Genomic DNA, 14927 nt, shown 5'->3' with positions numbered 1-14927 from the left:
CCCTTCGAATCGAATAATCAGTCATGTGCAGGCGTTCCTCGCCTGCTGCTCCAGGAGCATGAATGGCTGAGGAAAGCGATCTCGAAAAAACGGAACCCGCCTCCGAGCGGCGCCTCGAAAAGGCGCGCGAGGAAGGCAATGTGGCCCGCTCCCGCGAGCTGACCACGCTGGTGATGCTGTCGACGGCCATCGGCGGGCTCTGGTTCACCGCCGAGTCGCTCGGCGGCACCCTCAGCGCCGCCTTGCGCCGGGGCCTGCAGTTCGAGCGCGGCATCGCCTACGAGCCCCAGCAGATGCTGGCGCGCACCGCCTGGATGGTGATGCAGACGCTGCTGGCGATGGCCCCCCTGTTCGCGATGATGGTGGTGGCCGCGGTGGTGGCGCCGATGATGCTCGGCGGCTGGCTGCTGTCGGGCAAGGCGGTCTCGCCGAACTTCGGCAAGCTCGACCCGCTGGCCGGCATCGCGCGCATGTTCTCGACCCAGTCGCTGGCCGAGCTGGTCAAGGCCCTCGCCAAGTCGCTGCTGATCGGCGGCGTCGCCTACCTGGTCATCATGGACGACCTCGAGCATGTCATGGCGCTGCTCGGCCAGCCCGAGTCGACCGCCCTGCCGCACACCATCATGCTGGTCGGGCGCAGCTGCGCCCTGATCGCGGCGGCGCTGGTGCTGGTGGCGCTGGTCGACGTGCCCTGGCAGCTCTGGACCTACTACAAGAAGCTGCGCATGTCGCGCGAGGACGTGCGCCAGGAGCACAAGGAAAGCGAAGGCGACCCGCACATCAAGGCCCAGATCCGCCGCCAGCAGCAGGCGATCGCCAAGCGCCGGATGATGGCCGAGGTGCCGAAGGCGGACATCGTGGTCACCAACCCGACCCATTTCGCGGTCGCGCTGAAGTACATCGACGGCGACATGCGCGCCCCGCGCGTGGTGGCCAAGGGCACCGACCTGGTGGCGCAGCGCATCCGCGAGATCGCGGCCGACAACAAGGTCGCGATCCTCGAGGCGCCGCCGCTCACGCGGGCGCTCTACAAGCACACCCGCCTGGGCGACGAGATTCCCTCGGGCCTCTACACCGCCGTGGCCGAGGTGCTGGCGTGGGTCTATCAGCTCAAGCGCTGGAAATCCGAAGGCGGCGAGGCGCCGCGCACGCCGATCGACGTCGCCGTTCCTGACGAACTTCAATACACCGTGGCCGTATGAACGCGATGACCAACCTGATGCGTCTGCCGACGCAGTTCTTCTCCGGCAACCAGTTCAAGGGACTGGCCGGGCCGATTCTCATCATCATGATCCTGAGCATGATGGTGCTGCCGCTGCCGGCCTTCCTGCTCGACCTGCTGTTCACCTTCAACATCGCGCTGTCGGTGATGGTGCTGCTGGTCAGCATGTACACCATGAAGGCGCTCGACTTCGCCGCCTTCCCCGCCGTGCTGCTGTTCTCGACCCTGCTGCGGCTGTCGCTCAACGTGGCCTCCACCCGCGTGGTGCTGATGCACGGCCACACCGGCCCCGATGCCGCCGGCAAGGTGATCGAGGCCTTCGGCCACTTCCTGGTCGGCGGCAACTTCGCGGTCGGCGTGATGGTCTTCATCATCCTGGTGCTGATCAACTTCATGGTGATCACCAAGGGTGCGGGCCGGATCGCCGAGGTCGGCGCGCGCTTCATGCTCGACGCCATGCCCGGCAAGCAGATGGCGATCGACGCCGACCTCAACGCCGGGCTGATCGGCGAGGACATCGCCCGCAAGCGCCGCACCGAAGTCGCGCAGGAGGCCGACTTCTACGGCTCGATGGACGGTGCCAGCAAGTTCGTGCGCGGCGACGCGGTGGCCGGCCTCCTGATCATGGTCATCAACATCATCGGCGGCCTGGTGGTCGGCGTGGCGCAGCACGGGCTCGACTTCTCGACCGCCGGCAAGACCTACACGCTGCTGGCGATCGGCGACGGCCTGGTGGCGCAGATCCCGGCGCTGGTGATCTCGACCGCGGCCGGCGTGATCGTCTCGCGCGTGACCACCGACGAGGACGTCGGCAGCCAGCTCACGGGCCAGCTGTTCTCCAACCCGCAGGTGCTGTTCCTGACCGCCGGCATCATCGGCCTGATGGGCCTGATCCCGGGCATGCCGAACCTGGCCTTCCTGCTGATCGCCGGCGGCCTCGCCTGGCTCGGCCACAACCTGCTCAAGCGCAAGCCGAAGCAGGCGGCCGAAAAAGCCGCCGCCGTGGCCCAGGCCGCGCTGCCGGCAGCGCCCGAGGCGGCCGAAGCCAGCTGGGACGACATCGCGCTGGTCGATCCGCTCGGCATGGAGGTCGGCTACCGGCTGATCCCGCTGGTCGACCAGTCGCAGCAGGGCGAGTTGCTCGGCCGCATCAAGAGCATCCGCAAGAAGATCGCGCAGGAGATCGGCTTCCTGGTGCCGGTGGTCCACATCCGCGACAACCTCGAGATCAAGCCGAACACCTATGTCATCAGCCTGAAGGGCGTGGAGATCGGGCGCGGCGAGGCCTTCCCGAACCAGTGGATGGCGATCAACCCGGGCCAGGTCACGGGCAGCCTGCCCGGCACGCCGACCCAGGACCCGGCCTTCGGCCTGCCGGCGGTGTGGATCGACGGCAACCTGCGCCAGCAGGCGCAGATCCACGGCTACACGGTGGTCGATGCCTGCACCGTGATGGCGACCCACCTCAACCACCTGATCCAGACCCATGCCGCCGAGCTGCTGGGCCGCCAGGAAGTGCAGCAGTTGCTCGACCAGATCGCCAAGACGGCGCCGAAGCTGACCGAGGACCTGGTGCCGAAGCTGATCTCGCTGAGTACGCTGCACAAGGTGCTGCAGAACCTGCTCGAGGAAGAGGTGCCGATCCGCGACATGCGCACCATCCTCGACGTGCTGGCCGAGCATGCGCCGACCGTCAAGGACGCGACCGAACTCACGACGCTGGTCCGCCTGGCCCTGGGCCGCGCGATCACGCAGCAGCTGTTCCCGGGCGATGCCGAGCTGCAGGTGATCGGGCTCGACGGCTCGCTCGACAGCGTGCTGCAGCAGGCCATGACCAGCAGCAGCGGCATCGAGCCCGGCCTGGCCGACAACCTGCTGCGCCAGGCGCAGGCCGCCATCGTGCGCCAGGAGCAGATGGGCCTGGCGCCGGTGCTGGTCGTCCAACACGCATTGCGCGTGCTGCTGTCGCGCTTCCTGCGCCGCAGCCTGCCGCAACTCAAGGTGCTCTCCCATGCGGAGATCCCTGACTCTCGCAACATCAAGATCACCGCCACCATCGGAGGAAGAGTTTGAACATGTCTACAGACGTGCGGACCACGGCCCGCAAATTCGTCGCGGCGACCAGCCGCGAAGCCCTGCGCCTGGTCCGCGAGGCACTCGGTGCCGAAGCCATCGTGCTGAACCATCGCGCGACACCCGAGGGCGTCGAGATCGTCGCCATGGTCGAGGGCGAGATGACGCAGGCGGTGGCAAGTGCCGCGCCGGTCGTGCCTGTCAGGGCGCCGCTGTCGGCAGCGCCGGTCGCCCCGGTCGCCCCGGTGATGCCGGCGGTACCGGCGATGGCAATGCCTGTGGCCGCCCCGGCCGTCGCGCCGGCGTCCGCTGGCCCCGTGGCCCGCGCGCTCGCCGCTGCGCCCGCACCGGCCGCGCCGCCCGCGCCCGCCGACATGGTCATGAACGAACTCCATTCGATGCGCGGCATGCTCGAGGAGCAGCTCGCCAGCGTGGTCTGGAACGACCGTCAGCGCCAGGACCCGGTGCGCGGCCGCCTGCTGCGCACCTTGCTCGGTGCCGGCTTCAGCGCCAAGCTGTCGAAGGCCATGCTCGAGAAGCTCCCGACCGGCCAGAGCTATGCCGAAGGCATGGCCTTCGCGCGTGCCGAACTGATTCGCGCGGTGCCGGTGCACGAGGACGAGGACGCCCTGCTCGCGCAAGGCGGCGTGTATGCGCTCATGGGCCCGACCGGGGTCGGCAAGACCACCACCACCGCCAAGCTGGCGGCGCGCTGCGTGATGCGCTTCGGCGCCGACAAGCTGGCCCTGGTGACCACCGACAGCTACCGCATCGGCGCCTACGAGCAGTTGCGCATCTACGGCCAGATCCTCGACGTGCCGGTGTTCGCGGTCAAGGATGCGGCCGATCTGCACCTGGTGCTGCAGGACCTGCGCGACAAGCACATGGTGCTGATCGACACGGTCGGCATGAGCCAGCGCGACCGCTCGGTGTCGGACCAGATCGCGATGCTGTGCAACAGCCACCGCCCGGTCAAGCGGCTGCTGCTGCTCAACGCCACCAGCCACGGCGACACCCTCAACGAGGTGGTGCATGCCTATCGCAACGGCGGTGGCGGCAACGAGCTGGCGGGCTGCATCTTCACCAAGGTCGACGAGGCCACCCATCCCGGCGCGCTGATCGACACCGTCATCCGCCACCGGCTGCCGGTGCACTACATCTCCAGCGGCCAGAAGGTGCCCGAGAACCTCATGCTGGCGGATCGCGCGCAGCTGGTCGACAGCGTGTTCCAGCCGCGCCGCCACAACCCCCTGTTCGTGCCGGCCGAGGCCGACATGCAGGACGAGGCCGCGGGCGCGACGCCGTCGGCCCAGGTCGTGCAGGCCCAGGCCGAGGCCGAGCGGCTGCGGCTGCAATACCAGAACCTGATCCGCGCCATGGCGCACGATGCCCAGGAACTGGCGACCGCGGCCGGCGCGCTGGCCGGTGCCCAGATCGGCTTCGAGGGCGCACGCCGGCTGTGGCGCAACGCGGGTGACGAGGCGGTCGGCCAGAAGTCCGTGCTGGAGGACCTGATGGTGCAGGCGCGCAGCGAGGTCGCGGCCGGCTGCGAGACGCATGTGCTGGCCCTTTCGGGCCAGGTCGGCCTGCGCTCCGACGAGGGCGGCGACGCCTACGAGTGCCAGGGCAGCCTGCTGCTGTCGGACCGCAGCGGCCTGCCGTTGGCGGCGCCCAACCAGTGGCTGTCGACGGCGGCGGTGGCCGGGGGCGCGGAGACGCGGCGCAAGCCGGGGCTGCGCCAGGTCCAGTGGCTGCGCCAGCAGTCGCTCGGCCGCACGCTGGTGCACGTGCTGCCGCGCCTGCCGATGCCCGAGTCGATGGTCGAGTGGCAGGCCCAGGGCCAGCGCTGGCTGGCGCGCGCGCCCGGCTCGACCGCGGTGATCGACCCCGTGACCGAAGCGCCGGGCAAGCTGGCGCGGCTCGGCCTCGAATTCGGCCCGGCGCGTCCCGTGAGCTTCCGCGGCAAGCCGGCGCTGCAGTGCGAAGCACAGGCCGAGGTGCTGTTGCGCCTCGGCGCCTCGGCGACGATCGACCGGCGCGGGCTGCCGGTGCTGCGCTGCGTCGTCACCCGCATCCTCGATGCACGCGGCCAGAAGATCCTGGCCCAGAGCTACCTGCTGTCGAACCTCGGCAGCGAGGTGAGCGCGCAGCAGCTCGCGCAATGGCAGGGCTGGGCGGCCGAGGCCGATCCCTGCTTCCGCCTGCTGCGCCAGGGCGTGCAGCTGATCGGCGGCATGGGCGAACTGGGCGATCCGGACATGATGAAGCGGCTGCTGATCGCCGGCCAGGTGGGGACAACCGTGTGGCGGCTGCTGCAGGCCAGGGGCGAGTGGGCCGACCGCACGCGGGTGCTGCTGAACCAGCTCTCGGGCCGCCCGGCGCGCTCGAGCCGGCCGCTGACCGGCAACGCGCTGTATGTCGGCGTGGGCAAGCTTCTCATGCTGCTCGAGGCCCTGGGCACCGAGTCCACCGCGCCGACGCAGCCGGCCCGGGCGCTGGCGCCGCAAGGTTGAGGAGCCGCACATGACCAAGCTGGTTGCAGATCAGGCCGACGGATTGCGGCGCCTGCTGGCCCATACGCCCACGCGCGTCGTCGCGGTCGCGGCCATGGGCCCGGGCGGCGGCGCCACGGAGGCCGCCATGAACCTCGGCGCGGCCCTTGTCCAGCAGGGCAGGGACGTGCTGGTGCTCGACGAACACGGCGGGACGGCAGCGGCGATCTGCGCCGCCTGGGCCATCGATCCGCTCGGCGACCTGGCCGACGTGGCCGACCGGCGGCTGACCTGCGAGGGCGCGATCGCCCGGGCCGGCTGCGGTGTCGGCGTGCTGCCGGCGCCGCTCGGCGACCGGCATGCCGAGATCGATCCGCGCGTGCTGTGCCGCGGCGGCGTGGTGCTGATCGCCGCTCGGATCGACGGCGAAGGCCGGCTGTCGGCGCTGGCCCAGGCAGCCGACGAGCTGCTGCTGGTGCTGCAGCCGAACGCCGCGTCGATCACTTCGGCGTACGCGGGCATCAAGCGCCTGCACTATGCGCATGGACTGAAGCAGCTGCGCTTCCTGGTCGACGGCGTGGCCGGGCCCGAGGAGGCGCAGCAGATCACCACCAACCTCGCGAGCACCGGCAGCCGCTACCTCGCGGTGTCGCTGGAAGCGGCCGGGTGGGTGCGCGCCGACCCGCACTTGGCGGACGCCCGGCGGCTGCGCCAGAGCGTGGTCGAGGCCTTCCCGGCCAGCGCGGCGGCGGTCGACTTCCGCCGTGTCGCGGTCGACATGGGCGGCTGGCCCTGGCGCACGCGTGCGCCCGCGGTCCGTCCCGCCCGCGCCGTGGCGCCGCCATCGCACGGGCCGCGGGTCGAGCTGGCGCGGGCCCGTGCGCTGGCCGCGGCGCGCTCCGCCATCGCCTGAGCCGGCGAACCGAACAACCGACATGCAACGAAGGAGCGCACGTGTACACCGCACAGGGCACCATTGAGAAGTCTCACCTGCTGGAGCAGCACCAGCCGCTGGTCCGGCGCATCGCACTGCAGATGATCGCCAAGCTGCCCGCGAGCGTCGAGCTCGACGACCTGATCCAGGCCGGCATGCTGGGTCTGCTGGACGCATCGAGCCGCTACCAGGACAACAAGGGCGCGCAGTTCGAGACCTTCGTGAGCCAGCGCATCCGCGGCGCCATGCTCGACGAGCTGCGCGCGAGCGACTGGGGCTCGCGCGGGCTGCGCCAGTCGGCGCGGGCGGTCGAGAAGGCGGTCCATGCGCTCGAGCACCGGCTCGGCCGGGCGCCCACCGAAGGGGAGATCGCGAAGGAGATGAAGATCGATCTCGCGGCCTACCAGTCGCTGCTGCAGGAGATCCAGGGCTGCCAGCTGGTCTATGTCGAGGACTTCGCCAAGGGCGAGGCCGAGAACCCCTTCCTCGACCTGCACGCGCAACAGGCGCGCAAGGGCCAGGGCGCGAGCGACGACCCGCTCGAGCAGCTGATGGAGAGCGGCTTCCGCCACCAGCTGATCGATGCCATCTCGGCGCTGCCCGAGCGCGACCAGCTGCTGCTCAACCTGTATTACGAGGAGGAGCTGAACCTGCGCGAGATCGGCGCCATCCTCGAAGTGAGCCAGAGCCGGGTCTGCCAGCTGCACAGCCAGGCGATCAGCCGGCTGCGGGCCCGGCTGAAGGACATCCTCTAGGCTCGAAATCGCCTCCGGTGCGCATCGCTCGTCTATCATCGCCGGCGGAGCGGATGCGCAATGCGCAGAGGAGCAGCCCAATGAAGAGAGCCAGTCTTGCGGCCATCGCGGGGAGTGCCTTGTGCGCCTCGGGAGCGGCCTTCGCCCAGGCCAGCCAGGTGCAGGGCCCGGTCACGGGCAGCAGCGTCACGCTGTTCGGCGTGGCCGACGCGGCGGTGGCCTACGGCAGCGGCAGCATCGCCACCAAGACCCAGCTGATCAGCAGCGGCAACTCCGCCTCGCGCATCGGCTTTCGCGGCATCGAGGATCTGGGCGGCGGCCTGGGCGCGGGCTTCTGGCTCGAATCGGGCGTCAGCCTGGACACCGGCACCGGCGTCGCGGGCAACACCAACAACCAGGCGAGCGGTGCCACCTCGGCCGACGCCTTGAGCTTCAACCGGCGCTCCACGGTCAGCCTGATCGATCTCTGGGGCGAGCTGCGGCTGGGCCGCGATTTCACGGCCCACTACCGCAACCGCACCGACGTCGATCCCTTCGACAACAACGGCGTCGGCACGATCCAGCCGCAGGCCGGCTCGATCGCCGGGCCGACTTCGACCCGGGCCTCGAACATGCTTGGCTACTTTCTGCCGCCGGGCCTGGGCGGCCTCTTCGGCGAAGTGCAGTACTTCATGGGCGAGAACCAGAAGCACACGCCGGCCGCCGACGACGGCACCGGCCTCAGCGGCCGCGTGGGCTGGCGCTCGGGCCCCTTCGGGATCGCGGTCGCGACGGCCCGCACCGACTACCAGCAGACCGCGACCAACGGCGACATCCGATCGACCAATGTCGGCGCCAGCTACGACTTCCAGATCGTCGAGGTCTCGGCCGGCTACTACCGCGACAAGGTCGAGAGCTTCCAGCCCGTCACCGCGACCGGCTATGCGGTCGGCTTCATCGTGCCGGTCGGCATCGACCAGATCAAGTTCGCCTGGTCGCGCTACGGCACCGACGCCATCGGCGATCCGGCGGCGCGCAAGCTGTCCCTGGGCTATGTCTACAGTTTCTCGAAGCGTTCGGTGGCCTATGCGACCTACTCGCACCTGAGCAACAGCGGCGGCTCGGCGGTCGGCCTCAACGGCTCGATCACGGCGCCGGATCGCAGTTCGAACGGGTACGACCTGGGGTTGCGCCACAGCTTCTGATCGGCGCCGGTGTCGGCCGGGCAGGGCGATGCGCCGCCAGGATTCATCGGGTCCTGCAGCCTGAAGCCGAGCGGAACGCGTGCATAGCTGTGGGCGCCGCCGAGCATCAGCACGCGGCAGCGCGCGAAGTCTTGGGCAGATCGGGCGCTACATTGCCGTGTAGTTTGGGCCGCCGCCGCCCTCAGGGCTGCTCCAGATGATGTTCTGGGTCGGATCCTTGATGTCGCAGGTCTTGCAGTGCACGCAGTTTTGCGCATTGATCACGAATTGATCGGCGCCATGCGGGTCGCGGGTGAATTCGTAGACGCCTGCAGGGCAGTAGCGGGTCTCCGGGCCTGTGAACTTCGCCAGATTGACCGACACCGGAATGGCCGCATTCTTGATCAGCAGATGCGCGGGCTGGTTCTCTTCATGATTGGTGTTGCTGATGAACACCGACGACAGCTTGTCGAAGCTGATCGCGCCATCTGGCTTGGGATAGTCGATGACGACGCATTGGTCGGCAGGCCGCAGGCTCGCGTGATCGGGGCTGCGGTTGTGCAGCGTCCACGGCGGACTCGAAACGCCGATCTTCGGCAGCAACCATTGCTCGACGCCCGTCATCAGCTTGCCGACCAGGTCGCCCTTCTTGTGCCAGAGCTTGAAGTTGCGGGCCTGCTTCAACTCGGCCGCGAGCCAGCTGGCTTCGAACGCGGCCGGATAAGCGGCGAGTTCGTCGTGGGCGCGTCCTGCCGACAAGGCATCCGCGATCGCGTCGGCGCACAACATCCCCGATTTGATCGCGGCATGGCTGCCCTTGATGCGGGCGGCGTTCAAGTAGCCCGCATCGCAGCCGACCAGCGCGCCGCCGGGGAAGATGGTCTTCGGCAGGGCCTGCGGCGTGCCGTTGTTGATCGCGCGGGCGCCGTAGCCGATGCGCTTGGCGCCCCGCAGATGCGTGCGGATCGCCGGATGCGTTTTCCATCGCTGCATCTCGTCGAACGGGCTCATGAAAGGGTTCTGATAGTCGAGCCCGACCACCATGCCCAGTGTGAGCTTGTTGTCTTCGAGGTGGTAGAGGAATCCGCCACCGAAGGTGTCGGGATTCATGGGCCAGCCGGCCGTATGGACGACGAGCCCTGGCTCGGCCTTGGCGGGGTCCACCTCCCACAGCTCCTTGAGCCCGATGGCGAAGCTCTGGCAATCCTTGCCGTCGGCGAGCCGGTACTTCTCGATCAACTCCTTGCCCAGGTGCCCGCGGGCGCCTTCGGCGAACACGGTGTATTTGCCGCGCAGTTCCATGCCGAGCTGGAACTGTTCCGTCGGCTGGCCGTCCTTGCCGATGCCCACGTGGTTGGTCGCGACGCCGACGACGCGGTTCTGATCGTCACAGAGCAGCTCAGAGGCTGCGAAGCCCGAAAAGACCTCGACGCCGAGGTCTTCGGCCTGCTGTGCCAGCCACCGCACGACGCTGCCCAGGCTGATGACGTAGCAGCCTTGATTCTGGAAATTGCGTGGCATCAGCCATTGCGGCGTACTGACGAAGCTGGTTCGGGACAGCACCAGGAGCTGGTCGCGCGTGACCGGCTGCCTCAACGGCGCGCCGCGCTGCTGCCAGTCGGGGCAGAGTTCATGGATCGCGCGCGGGTCCATGACAGCACCCGAGAGGATGTGCGCGCCCGGCTCGGAGCCCTTCTCGAGCACCACCACCGAGATGTCGCTGTCGATCTGCTTGAGACGGATGGCGGTCGCCAGGCCGGCTGGCCCGGCGCCGACGATGACGACCTCGAAGTCCATCGAATCGCGAGGCCCGTGTGATTCCAGCAGCTGCGTGGGTGTTTTCATTGGAGCAGTCTAGAGAGATGGCTTGACCTCCCGCTTGCGCTTTTTCCATGGCGTTCATGCGAACATCGATTTGGGCTGTGGGAAATGTCCGGTAGCGCGGTGCGCCGACTACGCCGCCGCTCCCTCCCACCACCCGCTCATCAATCCCTCGGGCCGGCGCCCGGCGAACACCTTGGCGCTTGCCTCCCACGCATCGACCCGCACGTCCAGCCCGGCGAAGATCCCGTAGCCGGCGCCGGCGCGAATCTCATCCTCCGCATGCAGGCTCTCGCCGGCCTTGATCGCGCCTTCGGCCAGGATCGCGCCGCGCGAGCGGATGCCCCAGCCGGCCTCCAGGTGCCGGCCGCAGTCGATCGATTCGCCGGCCTCGATGCCGTGCCCGGCGTGCACCGTGTCGCGGGCGTCGATGACGCCGCCGGCGCGGATGCCCTTGCCACAGCGCACGGCCCCCTGCGCGATCAGGTCCTGCCCGATCTGGGCATTGCCCGCGACGTCGATCGCGTCGGCGCCGCGCAGGTCCCAGCCCGCGCGCAGGTTGCCGCCGCAGCGGATCGCGCCTTCGGCCTCGACGCCCCAGGCGGCCTTGACGTGGCCCCCGGCATCGAGCGTCGCACCGCCGAAGATGCCGGCGCCCGACTCGACGTCCTCGCCCGCGACGATCGCGCCGCCGGCGCGGATGCCGCCACCTGCGCGGATCATTCGCCCGGCGCGCAGCACGCCCGCAATGTCGATGCCGGCGCGCACCCGCAGCGAGCCGGCGAAGACGATCGCGTCGGCCTCCAGCCCGTCGAGTACGAGCAGCGCGTCGGTCGGCCCGAACTGCGTCAGCAGCCAGCAGGCGTCGTCGACGCGGCCGTCGGCGACCAGCGCGTCGAGCAGGTGCTGGTAGTCGCGGTTGTCGTGTCCGTGGCGGATGAACCAGCGGTAGCCGTCAGCGCAGGGGCGCTTGGCCTTGACGAATTTCTTTGTGAGTTCCATGGTGCTCCCGGGCGTGCAGGTTGAAACGCCGCGGAACGCTTCGCGGCGAATGGAGTGCAGAGCCGTGCGAGGGAGATCAGGAAGCGGCTTCTTCCCGCTTTCCCCGCACGGCGTGGGAAAGCAGGGCGGTCGAGCCGCAAGCCGTGCACGCGCGCAGCGCCGCGCCATGCGGTGCATGGATGCGGCTGGGGGCGTGCGGGATGTTCGGCATGGACGGACCTGGAAGGCCCGCGATTGTACCGGGGCGCCTTCGTCAGGCCGCCAGGAAGCGCTCGGCCAGCAGCGCCCAGTAGGCCGAGCCGATCGCCACGTTGTCGTCGTTGAAGTCGTAGCCCGGGTTGTGCACCATGCAGGCGCCGGCACTGTCGCCATCGCCGTTGCCGATGAACAGGTAGCTGCCCGGCAGCTTCTCGAGCATGAAGGCGAAGTCCTCGCTGCCCGGCAGCGCCGGGCCCTGCAGCGTGACCTGGTCGGCACCCACCAGCTCCAGCGCCACCTCGCGCGCGAACGCGGTCTCTTCGGGCGTGTTGACGAGCACCGAATAGCCCGGCCGCCAATCGACTTGCGCCCTGACACCGAAGCTCTCGGCCTGCGCGGCGATCAGTGCCTTCACGCGCCGTTCGAGCGTGGCGCGCACCTCGCGGTCGAGCGCGCGGATGCTGATCTCCAGTGTGGCCTGCTGCGGGATCACGTTGTTGGCCTTGCCGGCATGGATCGCGCCGACCGTGACCACCGCCATCTGCAGCGGATCGACGTTGCGCGAGACCACGGTCTGCAGCGCCATCACGATGCTGGCCGCGGCGACCACGGGGTCGGCCGCGCGGTGCGGCATCGCGCCATGGCCGCCGACGCCCGTGAGGGTGACCGTGGCGTAGTCCGACGAAGCCATCGTCGGGCCCTCGCGCAGCACCAGACGGCCCTGCGGCATGCCCGGCATGTTGTGCATCGCGAAGATGGCGTCGCACGGGTACTTGTCGAACAGGCCGTCTTCCATCATCTTGACCGCGCCGCCGCCGCCTTCCTCGGCCGGCTGGAAGATCAGGTTCAGCGTGCCCGAGAATCGGCCCCGCTCGGCGAGATGGCGCGCCGCGGCCAGCAGCATCGCGGTGTGGCCGTCGTGGCCGCACGCATGCATCACGCCGGCATTGCAGCTGGCATAGCCGAGCCCGGTGGCCTCGTCGATCGGCAGGGCGTCCATGTCGGCTCGCAGGCCGAGGCGTCGTCGTCCGTCACCGCGCACCAGCCGGCCGACGACGCCGGTGCCGCCGAGCCCGCGCTCGACCTCGTAGCCCCAGGCCTGCAGCTTCTCGGCCACCAGGGCCGAGGTGCGGTGCTCGTCGAAGGCGAGCTCGGGGTGGTGGTGGATGTCGCGCCGCAGCCCGATGAATTCATCCGACTGGCTGTGCATGTGATCGAGGAGTGCGCTCATCGGGGCCTCATTGCGGTTGCAGGTTGATCGACTTGGCGATCGCACGATAGCGCGCGGTCTCGGCTTCGTAAAACTTGGCCGCCTCGGCCAGCGTCATCGGCGGCGCTGCCAACTGGGTCTGGGCCGCCAGCTGCGCGCGCACGCCCGGGTCCTTCAAGGTGGCGCCGATGGCCTTGTGCAGGCGCTGCACCACGTCTTCGGGCGTGTTCTTCGGCACCATGAACCCGCTCCAGATCTGGAACGCGAAATCCTTCAGTTCCTTGCCTTCGCTGACCGTGGGCACGTTCTTCAAGAGCTCCGAGCGCTGGGCGCCGAGCTGGCCGATCACCTTGAGTCGGCCCTGGTCGGCCATTGCGCCCATGCCGGCGCTGTAGACCAGCACCGCGAAGTCGACCTGGCCGCCGCCGATGTCGGTCAGCAGCGGCGCGTTGCCCTTGTACGGCGCATGGATCAGCTGGATGCCGGTGCGTTTCTGGACGTCCTCGAGGATCAGGTGGTAGAGCGAGCCGATGCCCACGCTGCCGTAGGTCAGCGGCTTGTCGGCGTTCTTGCGCGCCAGCGCGATCAGCTCGTCGATGTTGTTGGCCGGGAGGTCCTTGCGCGCGACCACCACCATCACGGCGTCGGTCACCGGATGGACCAGGCGGAAGTCCTCGGCCTTGAGCTTGACCGCGGCGTTGGCCAGCGGTGCGAGGATGACCTCGTTGGGGGAGCCCTGGAACAGGTAGTAGCCGTCGGCGGGCGCCGCGAGCACCTTCTGCGCCGCCAGCGCGCCGGACACGCCGCCGAGGTTGTCGACGATCACCTGCTGGCCCAGCTCCTTGCCCAGCGGCGCGGTGAATATCCGGGCCGCGGCATCCGAAGGGCCGCCCGCGGGGTACGGCACCATCAGGCTGATCGGCTTGCTCGGGTAGTTCTGGGAGAACGCGGCGCCTGCGGCCAGCAGCAGCAGGCCGGCGATAGAACGTTGGAAGAAGGTCTTCATGGGGTTCCTGATGACGATGGGCTGTGGGGCCGTCCCTCGGAGCGGGGACGCGCTTGCATCGTAGGATCGCCGCGTGAGAACATCCAATGCATTGTTGTCCGCCAAATGATTACTTCAATGCATGCATCCCGCGGGGCCGCCCGATGACATTGGTCCAGCTCAGGCACCTGCTCGCGCTGGCCGAGAGCGGTTCGTTCAGCAAGTCGGCGCAGGCGATGTGCATCACGCAGCCGGCCTTCAGCCGCAGCATCCGCGCGCTCGAGGACGAACTCGGCATGCCGCTGTTCGACCGGATCGGCCGCCGCAGCGAGCTCACCCCTTTCGGCCGCGACGTGGTGCTGCGAGCCCGCCAGCTGGTGTCCGAGGCCGGCGAGCTGCGCGACAGCGGCCGGCAGATGCGCGAAGGGCAGGGCGGCGCGATCCGCGTCGGCATGGGCTCGGGGCCGGGCGCCATGCTGATGACGCCGCTGCTGATGCACATGGCGACCCACCATCCGAAGGTGCGGGTGGTGGTGGCGCGCGGCGGCACCGAGCTGCTGGCGCAGGCCTTGCGCGCCCGCGCGCTCGACGCGCTGGTGCTCGATGCGCGCTCGCTGGCGCCTGGTGCCGATCTCGAGATCAGCATGCTGCGCGAGATGCGCGGGGTCTTCATGTGCCGGCGCGGCCATCCGCTGGCGTGCAGGCGCAACGGCGTGGATTTCGAGGCGGTGCAGCGCTATCCGATCGCCTCGACGCCGCTGAGCGACGAGGTGGCGCGCAGCCTGATCGAGACCTACGGGCCCGAGGCGCATCCGGCGCAGTGCGTGACCTTGCAGTGCGAGGAGGTCGCCAGCCTGGTCGAGGTGGCGCGCCGGACCGATGCGGTGCTGCTGGCGATCCGTGCGGCGGCGCCCGACCTGGTCGAACTCAGGATGAACCCGCCGATGGAGCGCAGCGCGCGCTTTGGCCTGGTCACGCTGCGCCGGCGCACGGAGGCGCCGGGGCTGGCGATCGTGCGCGCGCTCATGCAGGAGCTGCTGCACGACTGAACGGCGCGGCCCCGGGGGCGCCG

General features: G+C 69.4%; 11 protein-coding genes. 7 read left to right on the top strand and 4 right to left on the bottom strand.

Going from position 1 to position 14927, the window contains the following annotated elements:
- Window positions 1-62: 62 nt before the first annotated feature.
- The 6 genes from flhB (at window position 63) to QZH52_RS26265 (ending at window position 8660) form a co-directional block, all read left to right on the top strand.
- Entirely contained in the window at window positions 63-1202 is a 1140-nt protein-coding gene (flhB, locus tag QZH52_RS26290) for a flagellar biosynthesis protein FlhB (protein WP_301813631.1), read from the top strand.
- Complete coding sequence (gene flhA, locus QZH52_RS26285; protein ID WP_301813630.1) at window positions 1199-3295, top strand: flagellar biosynthesis protein FlhA; 2097 nt, start codon at window positions 1199-1201, stop codon at window positions 3293-3295. Before flhB ends, flhA begins: the two co-directional genes overlap by 4 nt.
- Before the next feature lie 2 nt (window positions 3296-3297).
- On the top strand, window positions 3298-5808 hold the full coding sequence (gene flhF / locus QZH52_RS26280; protein WP_301813629.1) for a flagellar biosynthesis GTPase FlhF: 2511 nt from the start codon (window positions 3298-3300) through the stop codon (window positions 5806-5808).
- A gap of 10 nt (window positions 5809-5818) precedes the next feature.
- Window positions 5819-6700: a P-loop NTPase family protein gene (locus QZH52_RS26275; RefSeq protein ID WP_301813628.1), complete on the top strand. Its 882-nt coding sequence runs from the start codon at window positions 5819-5821 to the stop codon at window positions 6698-6700.
- 41 nt (window positions 6701-6741) lie between these two features.
- Window positions 6742-7476 (top strand): RNA polymerase sigma factor FliA, encoded by a 735-nt coding sequence (locus QZH52_RS26270; RefSeq protein ID WP_301813627.1) that lies wholly within the window; start codon window positions 6742-6744, stop codon window positions 7474-7476.
- An 80-nt stretch (window positions 7477-7556) separates the two neighbouring features.
- Window positions 7557-8660, top strand: coding sequence for a porin (locus QZH52_RS26265; RefSeq protein ID WP_301813626.1), 1104 nt, complete (start codon window positions 7557-7559; stop codon window positions 8658-8660).
- Window positions 8661-8807: 147 nt separating this feature from the next.
- On the opposite strand, the gene QZH52_RS26260 is transcribed toward QZH52_RS26265, so the two are convergent.
- From QZH52_RS26260 to QZH52_RS26245, 4 genes are all read right to left on the bottom strand, one after another.
- Window positions 8808-10484: an electron transfer flavoprotein-ubiquinone oxidoreductase gene (locus tag QZH52_RS26260; RefSeq protein ID WP_301813625.1), complete on the bottom strand. Its 1677-nt coding sequence runs from the start codon at window positions 10482-10484 to the stop codon at window positions 8808-8810.
- 108 nt (window positions 10485-10592) lie between these two features.
- Window positions 10593-11462, bottom strand: a complete 870-nt coding sequence (locus QZH52_RS26255) for a hypothetical protein (RefSeq protein WP_301813624.1) — start codon at window positions 11460-11462, stop codon at window positions 10593-10595.
- Between the two features lie 253 nt (window positions 11463-11715).
- Window positions 11716-12891, bottom strand: a complete 1176-nt coding sequence (locus QZH52_RS26250; RefSeq protein ID WP_301813622.1) for a M20 aminoacylase family protein — start codon at window positions 12889-12891, stop codon at window positions 11716-11718.
- A 7-nt stretch (window positions 12892-12898) separates the two neighbouring features.
- On the bottom strand, window positions 12899-13876 hold the full coding sequence (locus QZH52_RS26245; protein ID WP_286527026.1) for a tripartite tricarboxylate transporter substrate binding protein: 978 nt from the start codon (window positions 13874-13876) through the stop codon (window positions 12899-12901).
- Window positions 13877-14019: 143 nt separating this feature from the next.
- Here QZH52_RS26245 and QZH52_RS26240 point away from each other — a divergent pair, with 143 nt between their 5' ends.
- Window positions 14020-14904, top strand: coding sequence for a LysR family transcriptional regulator (locus tag QZH52_RS26240; protein ID WP_301813620.1), 885 nt, complete (start codon window positions 14020-14022; stop codon window positions 14902-14904).
- Window positions 14905-14927 lie beyond the last annotated feature (23 nt).

The sequence above is a fragment of the Variovorax ginsengisoli genome (genome assembly GCF_030486595.1).
GTDB lineage: Bacteria > Pseudomonadota > Gammaproteobacteria > Burkholderiales > Burkholderiaceae_C > Variovorax > Variovorax ginsengisoli_B.
Note: the sequence above shows the minus strand (reverse complement) of the source record. Positions and strands in the feature narration are given on the sequence as shown.

Excerpts from the sequence above, each read along its gene's own strand:
- flhB (WP_301813631.1), top strand. The coding sequence starts at position 63 with ATGGCTGAGGAAAGCGATCTCGAAAAAACGGAACCCGCCTCCGAGCGG.
- flhA (WP_301813630.1), top strand. The coding sequence starts at position 1,199 with ATGAACGCGATGACCAACCTGATGCGTCTGCCGACGCAGTTCTTCTCC.
- flhF (WP_301813629.1), top strand. The coding sequence starts at position 3,298 with ATGTCTACAGACGTGCGGACCACGGCCCGCAAATTCGTCGCGGCGACC.
- QZH52_RS26275 (WP_301813628.1), top strand. The coding sequence starts at position 5,819 with ATGACCAAGCTGGTTGCAGATCAGGCCGACGGATTGCGGCGCCTGCTG.
- QZH52_RS26265 (WP_301813626.1), top strand. The coding sequence starts at position 7,557 with ATGAAGAGAGCCAGTCTTGCGGCCATCGCGGGGAGTGCCTTGTGCGCC.
- QZH52_RS26260 (WP_301813625.1), bottom strand. The coding sequence starts at position 10,484 with ATGAAAACACCCACGCAGCTGCTGGAATCACACGGGCCTCGCGATTCG.
- QZH52_RS26255 (WP_301813624.1), bottom strand. The coding sequence starts at position 11,462 with ATGGAACTCACAAAGAAATTCGTCAAGGCCAAGCGCCCCTGCGCTGAC.
- QZH52_RS26250 (WP_301813622.1), bottom strand. The coding sequence starts at position 12,891 with ATGAGCGCACTCCTCGATCACATGCACAGCCAGTCGGATGAATTCATC.
- QZH52_RS26245 (WP_286527026.1), bottom strand. The coding sequence starts at position 13,876 with ATGAAGACCTTCTTCCAACGTTCTATCGCCGGCCTGCTGCTGCTGGCC.
- QZH52_RS26240 (WP_301813620.1), top strand. The coding sequence starts at position 14,020 with ATGACATTGGTCCAGCTCAGGCACCTGCTCGCGCTGGCCGAGAGCGGT.